The sequence below is a fragment of the Variovorax beijingensis genome, assembly GCF_003951285.1.
Taxonomy (GTDB): Bacteria; Pseudomonadota; Gammaproteobacteria; order Burkholderiales; family Burkholderiaceae_C; genus Variovorax; species Variovorax beijingensis.
Genome location: NZ_RXFQ01000002.1, coordinates 78,683 through 91,714, shown reverse-complemented (window position 1 = coordinate 91,714; position 13,032 = coordinate 78,683). Strand labels below are relative to the sequence as shown.

At 66.5% G+C, this 13,032-nt stretch carries 13 protein-coding genes; 7 read left to right on the top strand and 6 right to left on the bottom strand.

The window, feature by feature from the left end; genetic code table 11:
* Positions 1 to 11: 11 nt before the first annotated feature.
* The 5 genes from EJO66_RS03540 to EJO66_RS03520 all read right to left on the bottom strand — a co-directional run bounded on the left by EJO66_RS03540 (position 12) and on the right by EJO66_RS03520 (position 6,568).
* On the bottom strand, positions 12 to 1,028 hold the full coding sequence (locus EJO66_RS03540) for a class 1 fructose-bisphosphatase (protein ID WP_124956093.1): 1,017 nt from the start codon (positions 1,026 to 1,028) through the stop codon (positions 12 to 14).
* A gap of 23 nt (positions 1,029 to 1,051) precedes the next feature.
* Positions 1,052 to 3,766 carry an aminopeptidase N gene (pepN, locus tag EJO66_RS03535; RefSeq protein WP_125964636.1) on the bottom strand — a complete coding sequence of 905 codons (2,715 nt, stop codon included), beginning with the start codon at positions 3,764 to 3,766 and terminating at the stop codon, positions 1,052 to 1,054.
* The gene (locus EJO66_RS03530) at positions 3,750 to 4,448 is read right to left on the bottom strand and encodes an HAD family hydrolase (RefSeq protein ID WP_124956089.1); all 699 of its coding nucleotides are present in this window, start codon (positions 4,446 to 4,448) and stop codon (positions 3,750 to 3,752) included. The genes pepN and EJO66_RS03530 overlap by 17 nt, the downstream gene beginning before the upstream one ends.
* A 3-nt stretch (positions 4,449 to 4,451) precedes the next feature.
* A protein-coding gene (gene prfB, locus EJO66_RS03525) for a peptide chain release factor 2 (protein ID WP_125964635.1) occupies positions 4,452 to 5,556 on the bottom strand; the annotation gives its coding sequence in 2 pieces (ribosomal slippage) (positions 4,452 to 5,474 and positions 5,476 to 5,556; 1,104 coding nt in all).
* A gap of 190 nt (positions 5,557 to 5,746) precedes the next feature.
* Complete coding sequence (locus tag EJO66_RS03520) at positions 5,747 to 6,568, bottom strand: MetQ/NlpA family ABC transporter substrate-binding protein (protein ID WP_124956085.1); 822 nt, start codon at positions 6,566 to 6,568, stop codon at positions 5,747 to 5,749.
* A gap of 238 nt (positions 6,569 to 6,806) precedes the next feature.
* Between EJO66_RS03520 and EJO66_RS03515 the strand changes: the two genes are divergently transcribed.
* The 5 genes from EJO66_RS03515 to EJO66_RS03495 are packed head-to-tail and all read left to right on the top strand — an operon-like array spanning position 6,807 to position 10,291.
* A complete protein-coding gene (locus tag EJO66_RS03515) occupies positions 6,807 to 7,679 on the top strand; it encodes a methionine ABC transporter ATP-binding protein (RefSeq protein WP_124956083.1) in 873 nt (290 codons plus the stop codon).
* Complete coding sequence (locus EJO66_RS03510) at positions 7,672 to 8,334, top strand: methionine ABC transporter permease (RefSeq protein ID WP_047783086.1); 663 nt, start codon at positions 7,672 to 7,674, stop codon at positions 8,332 to 8,334. Before EJO66_RS03515 ends, EJO66_RS03510 begins: the two co-directional genes overlap by 8 nt.
* Before the next feature lie 36 nt (positions 8,335 to 8,370).
* Entirely contained in the window at positions 8,371 to 9,192 is an 822-nt protein-coding gene (locus EJO66_RS03505) for a MetQ/NlpA family ABC transporter substrate-binding protein (RefSeq protein WP_125964634.1), read from the top strand.
* Between the two features lie 26 nt (positions 9,193 to 9,218).
* Positions 9,219 to 9,545 (top strand): hypothetical protein, encoded by a 327-nt coding sequence (locus tag EJO66_RS03500; protein WP_125964633.1) that lies wholly within the window; start codon positions 9,219 to 9,221, stop codon positions 9,543 to 9,545.
* Positions 9,546 to 9,598: 53 nt separating this feature from the next.
* A complete protein-coding gene (locus EJO66_RS03495; protein WP_124956077.1) occupies positions 9,599 to 10,291 on the top strand; it encodes an aspartate/glutamate racemase family protein in 693 nt (230 codons plus the stop codon).
* 13 nt (positions 10,292 to 10,304) lie between these two features.
* On the opposite strand, the gene EJO66_RS03490 is transcribed toward EJO66_RS03495, so the two are convergent.
* The gene (locus EJO66_RS03490) at positions 10,305 to 11,234 is read right to left on the bottom strand and encodes an alpha/beta fold hydrolase (protein ID WP_124956075.1); all 930 of its coding nucleotides are present in this window, start codon (positions 11,232 to 11,234) and stop codon (positions 10,305 to 10,307) included.
* Positions 11,235 to 11,349: 115 nt separating this feature from the next.
* Between EJO66_RS03490 and EJO66_RS03485 the strand changes: the two genes are divergently transcribed.
* Complete coding sequence (locus EJO66_RS03485) at positions 11,350 to 12,411, top strand: aldo/keto reductase (RefSeq protein ID WP_124956073.1); 1,062 nt, start codon at positions 11,350 to 11,352, stop codon at positions 12,409 to 12,411.
* A gap of 73 nt (positions 12,412 to 12,484) precedes the next feature.
* On the top strand, positions 12,485 to 12,976 hold the full coding sequence (locus tag EJO66_RS03480; protein ID WP_125964632.1) for an aminoacyl-tRNA deacylase: 492 nt from the start codon (positions 12,485 to 12,487) through the stop codon (positions 12,974 to 12,976).
* Positions 12,977 to 13,032: the final 56 nt, after the last annotated feature.

The following is a 13,032-nucleotide window of genomic DNA, read 5'->3' as shown; positions in this document are numbered from 1 at the left end:
TAGCAACACCGTCAGGCCTTTTCGGCGTGGTACTTGGTCAAACGCTCGACTTCGTTACGCGAACCCAACATCACGCTCACGCGCTCGTGCAGTTTGGTGGGCTGCAGCTCCAGGATGCGCTGCTTGCCGTTGGTGGCGGCGCCGCCGGCCTGCTCGACCAGCCAGCTCATCGGGTTGGCCTCGTACATCAGGCGCAGCTTGCCGGCCTTTTCGGGCTCGCGCTTGTCCCACGGGTACATGAACACGCCGCCGCGCATCAGGATGCGGTGCACGTCGGCCACCATGCTGGCGATCCAGCGCATGTTGAAGTCCTTGCCGCGCGGGCCTTCCTTGCCGGCCAGGCATTCGTCGATGTAGCGCTTCATGGGCTCGTCCCAGTGGCGCATGTTGCTCATGTTGATGGCAAATTCCTTGGTATCGGCCGGAATCTGGATGTCTTCCTGCGTGAGCACGAAGCTGCCTTGCTCGCGGTCGAGCGTGAACATGGCCACGCCGTTGCCCACGGTGAGCACCAGGGTGGTCTGCGGGCCGTAGATGCAGTAGCCGGCGGCCACCTGCTGGGTGCCGGGCTGCAGGAAGTCGGCTTCCTGCACGCCGGGGGTGTCGTCGGGCTTCTTCAGCACGCTGAAGATGGTGCCGATGCTCACGTTCACGTCGATGTTGCTGCTGCCGTCGAGCGGGTCGAACATGAGCAGGTATTCGCCCTGCGGGTAGCGGTTGGGCACCACGTAGATGCTGTCCATTTCCTCGCTGGCCATGGCCGCAAGGTGGCCGCCCCATTCGTTGGCCTCGATGAGCACTTCATTGGCGATGATGTCCAGCTTCTTCTGGATCTCGCCCTGCACGTTCTCGCTCTCGGCGGTGCCGAGCACGCCGCCCAGCGCGCCCTTGTTGACGGCCTGGCTGATGCTCTTGCAGGCGCGGGCCACCACTTCGAGCAAGAGGCGCAGCTGGCCGGGAATGAGGCCGTCGGCGCGCTGCTTTTCGACGAGGTAGCGGGTGAGGGAAATCTTCTGTTGTTGAGCCATGTGCTTCCTGTGTTCCTTGTCTGTCAGTTACCGGCCAGGGCGCGGGTCACCACCTCATGCGTGTCCTTGCTCAGGTCGGGCTTGGCGGCCACGCGGGCAATCGCTTCGCGCGCGGCGCTGCGGTACGGTTCGGCCAGCTTGCTCCAGCGGTCGAGCGCGCGGGCGAGGCGGGCGGCCACCTGGGGGTTGATGGCGTCCAGCTCGATGACGCGCTCGCTCCAGTACACGTAGCCGGCCGCGTCGGGGCGGTGGAACGCACCGGGGTTGGCGCTGCAGTAGCTGAAGATCACGCTGCGGGCGCGGTTGGGGTTCTTGATGGAGAAGTCCGGGTGCTTCATCAGCTGCCTGACCAGCGGCAGGATGTCGCCGCCGCGGTCGGGCGCGCCGGCCTGCAGCGAGAACCACTTGTCGATGACCAGCGCCTCGTCCTTGAAGATGGCATGGAAGCGCGCGAGCGCCTGCGCGGCCAGGGTGTGGCCCGACGACACCAGCGCGTTGAGCGCGTTGAAGCGGTCGGTCATGTTGCCGGCGTCCTTGAAGCGCTGCAGCGTCTTGCCGGGCCACACGGTGTCGCCCGAAGAGCGCGCCGCCAGGCACAAGAAGTTGAGCGCCATGCCGGCCAGCGCGCGGCGGCCCGACGAGGTCGGGTCGGGCGTGTAGGCGCCGGTGTCGTGGTTTTCTTCGTAGACCTGTTGCCAGTCGGAAAAGAGGGCGGTGGCCAGCTGCGCGCGCATGGCTTCGCGCACCAGGTGCACGCGCTGCGGATCGACCACGTCGAGCTGTTCGGCAATGTAGGTTTCCGACGGCAGCGTGAGCACCAGTTCCTTGAAGGCGGCGTCGAGCTTGGGGTTGCGCAGCACGCTGCGCATGGCGTCGAGGTAGGCGTCGTTCAGCACCGGGGTGGTGTCGGTGGCCAGCGCCGCAATGCCCTGCAGCGCGGCGCGCAGGCCCAGGCGCTGGCCGGCTTCCCAGCGGTTGAAGGGGTCGGGGTCGTTGGCCAGCAGGGTGAGCAGCTGGGCGTCGGTGTATTCGAAGTCGAGGATCACTGGCGCGCTGAAGCCGCGCAGGATGGAAGGCACGGGCTCGGCGTCGAGGCCGACGAAGGTGATCTGCTCGCCGGCGCGCGAGAGCACCACGGTGCGCGTGCAGGGCGTGCCCGGCGCGCCTCGGGTCACTTCGCTTTCGCCTTCGAGCTGCAGCGGCAGTTCGCGCCCGGTGGCGTCGAGCAGGCCGATGTTCACCGGAATGACGAAGGGTTCCTTGGCCGGCTGGCCCGGCGTGGGCGGGCAGCTCTGGACGATGCTCAGGGTGTAGCTGCGGTTCTGCGCGTCGTACACGCCGTGGGCGGCCAGGCGCGGCGTGCCGGCCTGGCTGTACCAGCGCTTGAACTGCGGCAGCAGGCGGGCGAGTTCCGAATCGGGGTTGGCGTCGGCAATGGCCTGGGCGAAATCGTCGCAGGTCACGGCCTGGCCGTCATGGCGCTCGAAGTAGAGCGTGATGCCCTTCTCGAAGCCCTTGCGGCCGACCAGCGTCTGCATCATGCGCACCACCTCGGCACCCTTTTCGTAGATGGTGACGGTGTAGAAGTTGCTGATCTCGATGTAGCTGTCGGGCCGCACCGGGTGGGCCATGGGGCCGGCGTCTTCGGGGAACTGGGCGGTGCGCAAAACGCGAACGTCCTCGATGCGCTTGACGGCGCGGGCCGAGGCATCGGCGCACAGGTCCTGGCTGAACTCCTGGTCGCGGAAGACGGTGAGGCCTTCCTTCAGCGAGAGCTGGAACCAGTCGCGGCAGGTCACGCGGTCTCCGCTCCAGTTGTGGAAGTACTCGTGGCCGACCACGCTTTCGATGTTGCTGTAGTCGGCGTCGGTGGCGGTGGCCTGGTTGGCCAGAACGTACTTCGTGTTGAAGATATTCAGGCCCTTGTTCTCCATGGCGCCCATGTTGAAGTCGCTGGTGGCCACGATCATGAAGCGGTCCAGGTCCAGCGGCAGGCCGAAGCGGGCTTCGTCCCAGAGCACGGAGTTGACCAGCGAGTTCATCGCGTGCTCGGTCTTGTCGAGGTCGCCGGCGCGCACGTACACCTGCAGCAGGTGTTCCTTGCCGTTGCGCGCGGTGATGCGCTGCTCGCGCGCCACCAGCTTGCCGGCCACCAGCGCGAACAGGTAGCAGGGCTTCTTGAAGGGGTCGACCCACTTGGCAAAGTGGCGGCCTTCGGGCAGTTCGCCCTGCTCGACGAGGTTGCCGTTCGACAGCAGCACCGGGTAGGCGGCCTTGGCGGCGCGCAGCGTCACGGTGTACATCGCCATCACGTCCGGACGGTCGAGGAAGTAGGTGATGCGGCGAAAGCCCTCGGCCTCGCACTGCGTGAAGAAGGTGTCTTCGCTCACGAACAGGCCCATCAGCTTGGTGTTCTTGATGGGGCAGCAGGTGGTGAAGATCTCGAGTTCGAAGGCGTCGGGCAAGCCGTCGATGACAAGCTGGTCGCCTTCCATGCGGAACGATGCGCCCTGGCCGTTGACCAGCACGCGCGCCAGGTTCAGCTCGTCGCCGTCCAGGCGCAGCGGCTGGGCCGGCGCGTCGGGGTTGCGGCGCAGCTGCATGCGGTTGAGCACGCGGGTCTTGGCGGGGTCGAGGTCGAAGGTGAGGTCGACGGTGTCGATCCAGAATGCCGGAGCGGCATAGTCTTCGCGGCGAATGGCAATCGGTTGCCCTTGGGCGTCACGCTGCAGCAGCATCGAGTGTCTCCAGAAAGTTCGAATGGGCGAGTTCGTCGTAGTCGCGAACCGCGGCAATCACATGGGGGCCGGCAAGCTCGGCGGCGGAATGGGTGCTGCACACGGCCACGGCACGCATGCCGCCGCGGCGCGCGGCCTCGATGCCGAAGGGGGCATCTTCAAAGACGATGCAGCGTTCGGGCGCCACGCCGATGCGGCGCGCGGCTTCCAGAAAGATCTCGGGCGTGGGCTTGCCGGCAAAGCCTTCGTCGCCGCCGACGATGGCCAGCGGCAGCGGGTCCATCTTCAGGCGCGACATCGCAAACGCGATGTTGTGCCGGTCGCCGGCCGTGCCCACGGCCACCTTCAGGCCGCGTGCCACGGCGGCCTTGGCAAAGGCGGTGAATCCGGCCACTTCGGCGAAGTTGTCGTGGAAGAGGGCGCGGTAGATCTCTTCCTTCTCGTGCACCAGGCCCAGGCACTCGTCGTCGGAAAGCTCGCGCTCGAACAGCTCGCGCATGCACTCGGCGCCGGTGCGGCCCGTGGTGCGCGCAAGAATGTCGGTCACATCGAGCTTCAGCCCGTGGCGTTCGACAAACTCCACCCACGAGCGCGCATGCCACGGCATGGAGTCGATCATGGTGCCGTCCATGTCGAAGATGAAGGCTTCGACCTTCCCATCCTTCAGGCTTTTCAGGCTCATCGGCTACACGCCCTGCTTGAGAGAGGCTTCGATGAACACGTCGAGGTCGCCGTCCAGCACCTTCTGCGTGGCCGAGACTTCGACGTTGGTGCGCAGGTCCTTGATGCGGCTGTTGTCCAGCACGTAGCTGCGGATCTGGTGGCCCCAGCCCACGTCGGTCTTGCTGTCCTCGAGCTTCTGCTGCTCTTCCTGGCGCTTGCGCATCTCGTGGTCGTACAGGCGCGAGCGCAGGCGCTTCCACGCCACGTCGCGGTTGCTGTGCTGGCTGCGGCCGTCCTGGCACTGCACCACGATGCCGGTCGGGATGTGCGTCAGGCGCACGGCCGAGTCGGTCTTGTTGATGTGCTGGCCGCCGGCGCCGCTGGCGCGGAAGGTGTCGGTGCGCACGTCGGCCGGGTTGATCTCGATCTCGATCGAGTCGTCGATTTCCGGGTACACGAAGATCGAAGCAAAACTGGTGTGGCGCCCGCCCGACGAGTCGAACGGCGACTTGCGCACCAGGCGGTGCACGCCGGTCTCGGTGCGCAAGAGGCCGAAGGCGTAGTCGCCCTCGACCTTGATGGTCGCGCCCTTGATGCCGGCGGTGTCGCCCGGGGTTTCGTCCTCGATCTGCGTCTTGAAGCCCTTGCGCTCGGCGTACTTCAGGTACTGGCGCAGCAGCATGCTGGCCCAGTCGCAGGCCTCGGTTCCGCCCGCGCCGGCCTGGATGTCGACGAAGGCGTTGAGCGGGTCGGCCGGGTTGTTGAACATCCGGCGGAATTCGAGCTGCTTGATGTCGGCTTCGAGCGCAGCGGCGTCATCGGCAATGGACTGCAAGCCGTCCATGTCGCCGTCTTCCTTCGACATCTCGTAGAGCTCGGTGTTGTCCGACAGGCCGCTGGTGAGGCGGTCGAGCGTGACGACCACGTCGTCGAGCGACTTTTTCTCGCGGCCCAGTTCCTGGGCCTTCTTGGGGTCGTTCCAGACGTTGGGATCTTCGAGCGACGCGTTGACCGTCCTCAGGCGTTCGGCTTTGGCATCGTAGTCAAAGATACCTCCGTAAATCCGCAGTCCGGGCGCTCAGGTCTGCAAGCGTTGCGCCGATCTGGTTGATTTGTTCTGCGTCCATGGGGTGTCCTGACTGTGTTCGGGGGAAACCCGGCATTTTCTCACGGACCAATAACCCGCCCCGCAGATGCCCCGTATTGCTCCTTCCCCCTCCGGGGGAAGGCTGGGATGGGGGCGGGCAGGGCGTCTATTGCGAGCGCCGCTTGCCCCCACCTCAACCCTCCCCCGGGAGGGGAGGGAGAAAGAAGAACTCAGAACGCCGGCACCAGCGACCCCTTGAACTGGGCTTCGATGAAGCTCCTCACCTCCGGCGACTGGTAAGCCGCCACCAGCCGCCTGGCCCAGGGCTTGTCCTTGTCGGCGCGGCGCACGGCGATCAGGTTGGCATACGGGCTCTTCGCGGCCTCCTTGATCACGGCGTCCTTGTTCAGCGACAGCCCGGCCTTCTCGGCGTAGTCGTTGTTGATGGCGGCAATCGCCAGGTCGTCGAGCGAGCGCGGCAGCTGCGCGGCATCGAGCGGCACGAGCTTGAGCTTCTTCGGGTTGCTCACCACGTCCAGCGGCGTGGCCGTGTTGTTCTTCACCGCCTCGGGCTTCAGCGTGACGAGCCCGGCCGACTGCAGCAGCAGCAGCGCGCGGTTGCCGTTCGACGGGTCGTTCTGGATGCCGACCGCCGCGCCGTCGGGCAGCTGGTCGATCGTCTTGATCTTGCGCGAGTAGAAGCCCAGCGGCGCGGTAATGGTGAGGCCCACGGGCACGATGTCGAAGCCGCGCGCCCTGTTCTGGTTGTCCAGGAAGGGCTGGTGCTGGAAGGCGTTGGCGTCCAGGTCGCCCGAGGCCAGCGCGGCGTTGGGCAACTGGTAGTCGTTGAACACCACGAGCTGGATGTTCAGGCCGTCCTTGGCGGCCACCTTCTTCACCACCTCGAACACCTGCTCGGCGCTGCCGACCGAGATGCCGACCTTGACAGTGTTCTTGTTGTTGCTGTCCTGCGCGAAGGCGGTGCTGCCGCAGAAGAGGGCGGCGGCCAGCGTGGCAAGGAAGAGGCTGCGGCGGCGAAGGGAGTTCTGCATAAATGGGTCGTGCGATCACAAAAAAGAAGGCGCGAATGTGGCATCGCCCGGTGCATTTGGGAACGAACGAATATGCATATCGATATGGCGATGCTTGACCATGCATTCGATGGCTTATGTGTTTTTATGCATAAGCACGAGCCAATTTGTTCGTTCCCTTTTGACGCCTTTGTTTTCATACTCGGCCCCTTTTTTGCGAACCTTTGCAGCCGGCTCCGCGCCCGCTGCTGCCTTTTCTATGAGCAACCCTCCGTCCGACGCGGGCCGCGGCAACGCGCAGCCCGTGATCCGTCTTCAATCCGTGCAGAAGTCATTCGCACTGCCCAGCGGCGAGGTGTTCGACGCCGTGCAGTCGCTCTCGCTCGACATCCACCAGGGCGACGTGTTCGGCCTGATCGGCAAGAGCGGCGCAGGCAAGTCGACCCTGCTGCGCCTCATCAACCTGCTGGAGCGGCCCGATGTGGGCCAGGTCTTCGTGGGCGGGCGCGACCTCACCACGCTCTCGCGCCGCGAGCTGCGGGGCACCCGCCAGAACATCGGCATGATCTTCCAGCAGTTCAACCTGCTTCAGAACGCCACGGTTTTCGACAACGTGGCCTTCCCGCTGAAGATCCACGGCCGGCATTCGCGCGCCGAGATCGACGCCCGGGTGCGCGAATGCCTGGCCCTGGTGGGCCTGGCCGAGAAGATCGACACCTATCCGGCGCAGCTCTCGGGCGGGCAGAAGCAGCGCGTGGCCATTGCGCGCGCGCTGGCGCCGCGGCCGCAGGTGCTGCTGTGCGACGAGCCCACCTCGGCGCTCGACACCGAAACCACGCGCGCGCTGCTCGAGACGCTGCGCGACATCAACCAGAAGATCGGCGTGACCATCGTGATCGTCACGCACGAACTCTCGGTGGTCGAGGTGCTGTGCCGCAACGTGGCCATCCTGGAGAAGGGCCGGCTGGTGGAGCAGTTCGCGGTGGTCGATGCGCCGGGCGAAGAGCGAAAAACGGCGCTGGGCCGCGAGATCGACGCGCTGGTGCGCCGCCGCGAACGCGAGGCGCGCGAACCGATCGAGCCGCGCTCCGTGCCAACGCAGCGCAGCGCGCAGGAGGTGGCCTATGTTTGAGAACATCGCCCCCATCCTCCCCGAGCTGTGGGTGGCCACCGGCCAGACCTTCCTGATGCTGGCCATCGGCCTCTCGGCCGCGGTGCTGATCGGCGGGCCGCTGGGCATCCTGCTGTTCCTGCTGGGACCGGGCCAGTCGCTCGAGAACAAGCCGGCGTTCCTGGTGCTCAACTGGATCGTGAACACCGTGCGCTCGTTTCCTTTCATCATTTTGCTGGTGGCGCTGGTGCCGTTCACGCGGGTGATCGCGGGCACTTCCATCGGGCCGCTGGCGGCCGCGGTGCCGCTGTCGTTCGCGGCCATTCCGTACTTTGCGCGGCTGGTCGACCAGTGCCTGCGCGAAGTGCCGCGCGGCGTGATCGAGGCGGCGCATGCCATGGGCGCCTCGGAGCTGCAGATCGTCTGGCGCGTGCTGGTGGTCGAGGCGCGCTCCGGATTGGTGCTCGCGCTCACGGTGCTGGCGGTGAGCTTTCTCTCCTACTCGGCAATTGCCGGCGTGGTGGGCGGCGGCGGCATCGGCGACCTGGCCATCCGCTATGGCTACTACCGCTTCCAGACCGACGTGATGGTGCTCACCGTGGCGCTGCTCGTGGTGCTGGTACAGATCCTGCAGTTCGTGGGCAACACCACGGCGCGCAGGCTGGACAAGCGTTGAATCTTTTTTTCTCTCGTTCCTTCCTTTTTTGATTTCATGAAAACCGCTCTGCTGCGCCGCTCCGTCCTTGCCCTGTCCCTGGTTGCCCTGTCGTTCGGCGGCCTTTCGCTGGCACAGGCCCAGGAAGCCAAGAAGAACCTCGTGATCGGCGGTACAGCCGGCTCCAACATCGACCAGCTCAAGGCCGGCATCGTGCCCATCCTCGAAAAGAAGGGCTACAAGGTGAAGCTGGTCGAGTTCAACGACTACGTGCAGCCCAACCTCGCGCTCGCGCAGGGCTCGCTCGATGCCAACTTCTTCCAGCACCAGGTCTACCTGAAGAAGTTCTCGGCCGACCAGAAGCTCGACCTCGCCGAACTGGTGCAGGGCCCCATTGCGCCGCTGGGGGTGTACTCCACCAAGCGCAAGACCCTGGCCGAAGTGAAGGAGGGCGACCGCTTCACGCTGCCCAACGACCCGAGCAATCTGGCCCGTGCATTGGTGCTGCTGGAGCAGAACAAGCTCATCACGATCAAGCCCGGTGTCGATGCGCTGCGCGCGTCCGAAAAGGACGTGGCCGAGAACCCGAAGAAGCTCAAGTTCATTCCGCTCGAGGCCGCGCAGCTGCCGCGCTCGCTGGGCGACACCGAGTACGCCATCGTCAACGGCAACTTCGCGATCTCGTCGGGCCTGAAGCTGAGCGAAGCCGTGGTGCTCGAGAAGACCCCCGACTACTACCTGAACGTGGTGGCCGTGAAGAGCGCGGACAGGAGCGCGCCCTGGGCCAGGGACATTGCCGAGGCCTACCGCTCCAAGGAGTTCAAGGCCGTGGTCGACAGCAAGTTCCAGGGCTACGCCAAGCCCGGCTTCCTGCAGTAATTCTTCTTCTCAAGCCAAGGACGCCCATGCCCGTGCTCGCTGTTTTCGATACCGAAGGAAGCTGGCGCGAAACGCACGTGTGCGACGGGCGGATCACCGAGCGCCTTGCGCGGCAGGGCGTTGCATGGGGCCGCGAAGACGACGCGCCGGAAGGCCAGTCGTTGCTCGACCGCGCGACGCTGTTCTATGTGCCCGCGGAGGACGGCTACCTGGGCCTGCTGTTCGAGGCGGGCGAATGGGTGAGCCTGCCGGCCGCGCCCCTGCGGCCGCTGCCGGCCGCACTGCCGAATTTCGACGCCTTCGTCGAGGAGGTGCTGATGCTCACGGGCAACGACGCCGCCGAGGAGAACTGAGTTTTCCGGGCCGGCCCGGCGCGCTCCGGGCGTCGGGCTTGTAGCATGTGCGGATGACCCAGCACATCGGAATCGTCGGATGTTCCGCCGAAGGCGCGGCGCTCTGCTACCAGACCATCTGCGTGGAGGGGGCCGAATTGCTCGGCCCGCATGCGCATCCCGAAGTGGCCATGCACACGCCATCGCTTTCGGACTACATGGCGCACATCTACCGCGGCGACTGGCATGGCGTTGGCGAAGTGATGCTTGCCTCGGCGAGCAAGCTCGCGAAGATCGGCGCCGACTTCCTGGTCTGCCCCGACAACACGATCCACCAGGCGCTGCCGTTCATCGAGGCGCGCTCGCCGCTGCCGTGGCTGCATATTGCCGAGTGCGTGGCCGACGAGGCCGCGCAGCGCGGCTTCCGGCGCCTGGCCATCACCGGCACGCGCTGGCTGGTCGACAGCGAGGTCTATCCCGAGAAGCTGTCGGCCAGGGGGCTCGAATACGTCCGCCCTACCGTCGAGGAGCGCGAAGAGATCAACCGCATCATCATGGACGAGCTGGTCCGCGGTGTGTTCACGCCCGACGCGGTCCTGGCGTTCCGGCGCGTGATCCAGCGCATGAAGGACGAAGAGGGCTGCGATGCGGTGGTGCTCGGCTGCACCGAGATTCCGCTCATCATGAACGACGTGAATTCGCCGCTGCCCACGCTCGACTCCACGCGGCTTCTGGCGCGCGCGGCGCTGCGGCGCGCGGTGGCCTGAAGCGCCGGCCGGTTCAGGCGGCCAGGAACTGCTCGATCAATCCGGCCACGCGCTGCGGCTGGTCGTGGTGCAGCATGTGGCCCGCGTCGGCCACCTGCTCGATGCGCACCGAAGGCACGGACTCCAGCCGCTCGTGGAATTCGGCGAGCGTGTAGCGGTTCTTCCACCAGCCGTGCAGGCTGTCGTCGGCGGCCTCGACCATCAGCGTGGGCGCCGAGATCCGCGCATAGAGCGCAAGCGTTTCGTCGACCCGGAAGATGTTCGCGTTGATGATCTTGTGCGCGGCGTCGCCGAGGATCTGCCAGCGTTCGCTGCCGTCGGCCTGCAACTGGAGCGCCGACCAATGGCTGGCGAGCCAGCCGGCCTTGTCGGGCGTGAGGCGCGGATTGGTCTTCATGAGCCGCCGCGCCACGCCGTCGACGGCCGAGTAGCCCGCCAGCGCCATCTCGCCGCGGTGCAGGCGCTTGAGCTCGTCGATCCATTGGCCGTAGCGCGCGGGCGCTTCCTCGGGCTTGCGCGCCGGCATGCCGAATCCTTCGAGGTTGACGAGGCGGCGGATGCGCTCGGGCCTCGCACCCGCGTAGTGCATGGCGACATTGCCGCCCATGCTGTGGCCGACCAGGTCGACCGGCCGCGCGGCATCGCCTTCGCCCGCGTAGTGGTCGAGCAGCCATTCGAGATCGGCCAGGTAGTCGGGCAGCCAGTAGTTGTCGACGCCGCCGCCGTCGGTGAGGCCGAAGCCGCGCCAGTCGGGTGCGACGATGAAGCGCTCCTCGGCCAGTGCGTCGACCACGAATTGCCAGGAGGCGGCCACGTCCATCCAGCCGTGCAGCAGCACCAATGGCGGCTTGTGGGGCGAGGGCTCGCCCCAGAGGCGCACGTGGTAGCGGAGGTTGCGCACGGGCACGAATTCGCTGCGCGAGGGACGGAGGGCTTGGTACATGGGCGTCGATGATAAGGAGCCCTGTGATGGGGCGCAGTCCGGCACAGGACAGCGCCCGCCCGGGTTTTGGCTGCACTGCCAGCGCGCCGCAGAGGAGGGCGGTAGCATCCCGCGCATGAAAAAAATCCAACTCGGCCAGAGCGACCTGCACGTCACCCCCATCTGCCTGGGCACCATGACCTTCGGCGAACAGGTGGACGAGCCCACGTCCCACGCCATCCTGAGCCGCTCGCTCGAGCGCGGCGTCGACTTCATCGACACGGCCGAGATGTACTCGGTGCCCACGCGCCAGGAAACCTATAGCGTCACCGAAACCATCATCGGCAACTGGTTTGCGGCCAACCCCGGTGCGCGGCAGAAGCTCGTGCTCGCCACCAAGGTGGCCGGCCCGCTGCGCAACACCCCGTGGGTGCGCGAGGGCGTGGGCATGACGGCGGCCGACATCGTGGCCTCGTGCAACGCGAGCCTGAAGCGTCTGAAGACCGACGTCATCGACCTCTACCAGATCCACTGGCCCGAGCGCCATGTGCCGGCCTTCGGCAACATCTACTACGACCCGGCCAAGGAGGTCTCGCAGACGCCGATCCTGGAGCAGCTCGAAGCCCTCGGCGGCCTGGTGAAGGCCGGCAAGGTGCGCGCCATCGGCCTGTCGAATGAAACGCCCTACGGCGTGCACGAGTTCGTGCGGCTGGCCGAGCAGCACGGGCTGCCGCGCGTGGCCACGGTGCAGAACGTCTACAACCTGGCGAGCCGCGGCGTCGAGAACGGCCTGGATGAGACGATGCACCGGCTGGGCGTGTCGCTGCTGGCCTATTCGCCGCTGGCCTACGGCCTGCTCACCGGCAAGTACGACAAGAGCGGCATCACCGGCCCGGACGCGCCGCAGGAAGCGCGCATCACGCGCTACGAGTCGGTGCGCAAGCTGCGCTGGGGCCGCCCCGATGCACTGAAGGCTGCGCGCCTCTACAACCAGCTCGCGCGCGACAACGGCCTCTCGCCCACGCAGCTTGCGCTGGCCTTCTGCTACACCAAGTGGCAGGTGGCAAGCACCATCATCGGCGTGACGACGGTGGCGCAGCTGGACGAAGACATCGATGCCTACGGCACCACGCTCTCGCCCGAGGTGCTGGCCGAGATCGACAGGATCCGGTGGGAGATCCGGGACCCGGCGGCGTGAGCGCCGCGCCGGGCCGCCCCAAGCATGCTCGCTCCCGCCTGGCGGGAAGGCGCGCAGCGCCAAGGGTGCACCAGTGAGCAGGAAGGCCCACGTTTCCGAGACGCCCGCCACCCAGCTGCTGCGCGCGAACAAGGTCGCCTTCACCGAGCATCCCTACGAGTACCTGGAGCACGGCGGCGCCCAGCACAGCGCCGCCGTGCTGGGCCTCGATCCCTTCACGGTGGTGAAGACGCTGGTGATGCAGGACCAGGACGCCAGGCCGCTGATCGTGCTGATGCACGGCAACCGCACGGTGTCGACCAAGAACCTCGCGCGGCAGATCGGCGCCAAGTCGGTCGAGCCCTGCAAGCCCGAGGTCGCGCAGCGCCACAGCGGCTACATGGTGGGCGGCACCTCGCCGTTCGGTACGCGGCGCCGGATGCCGGTCTACATCGAGTCGACCATCCTCGAACTGCCGAAGATCGCGATCAACGGCGGGCGGCGCGGGTACCTGGTGGGCATCGACCCGCAGGCGTGCGTCGCCTTGCTCGGTGCCCAGCCGGTGCAGTGCGCACTGGCAGAATAGCCGGCGCGACGCATTCCGGTCCCGGCCGGCGTCGCCGAACAAGAACAACCATCCCC

Excerpts from the sequence above, each read along its gene's own strand:
- EJO66_RS03520 (WP_124956085.1), bottom strand. The coding sequence starts at position 6,568 with ATGCAGAACTCCCTTCGCCGCCGCAGCCTCTTCCTTGCCACGCTGGCC.
- EJO66_RS03495 (WP_124956077.1), top strand. The coding sequence starts at position 9,599 with ATGACCCAGCACATCGGAATCGTCGGATGTTCCGCCGAAGGCGCGGCG.
- EJO66_RS03490 (WP_124956075.1), bottom strand. The coding sequence starts at position 11,234 with ATGTACCAAGCCCTCCGTCCCTCGCGCAGCGAATTCGTGCCCGTGCGC.
- EJO66_RS03485 (WP_124956073.1), top strand. The coding sequence starts at position 11,350 with ATGAAAAAAATCCAACTCGGCCAGAGCGACCTGCACGTCACCCCCATC.
- EJO66_RS03510 (WP_047783086.1), top strand. The coding sequence starts at position 7,672 with ATGTTTGAGAACATCGCCCCCATCCTCCCCGAGCTGTGGGTGGCCACC.
- pepN (WP_125964636.1), bottom strand. The coding sequence starts at position 3,766 with ATGCTGCTGCAGCGTGACGCCCAAGGGCAACCGATTGCCATTCGCCGC.
- EJO66_RS03515 (WP_124956083.1), top strand. The coding sequence starts at position 6,807 with ATGAGCAACCCTCCGTCCGACGCGGGCCGCGGCAACGCGCAGCCCGTG.
- EJO66_RS03540 (WP_124956093.1), bottom strand. The coding sequence starts at position 1,028 with ATGGCTCAACAACAGAAGATTTCCCTCACCCGCTACCTCGTCGAAAAG.
- EJO66_RS03500 (WP_125964633.1), top strand. The coding sequence starts at position 9,219 with ATGCCCGTGCTCGCTGTTTTCGATACCGAAGGAAGCTGGCGCGAAACG.
- EJO66_RS03530 (WP_124956089.1), bottom strand. The coding sequence starts at position 4,448 with ATGAGCCTGAAAAGCCTGAAGGATGGGAAGGTCGAAGCCTTCATCTTC.
- EJO66_RS03505 (WP_125964634.1), top strand. The coding sequence starts at position 8,371 with ATGAAAACCGCTCTGCTGCGCCGCTCCGTCCTTGCCCTGTCCCTGGTT.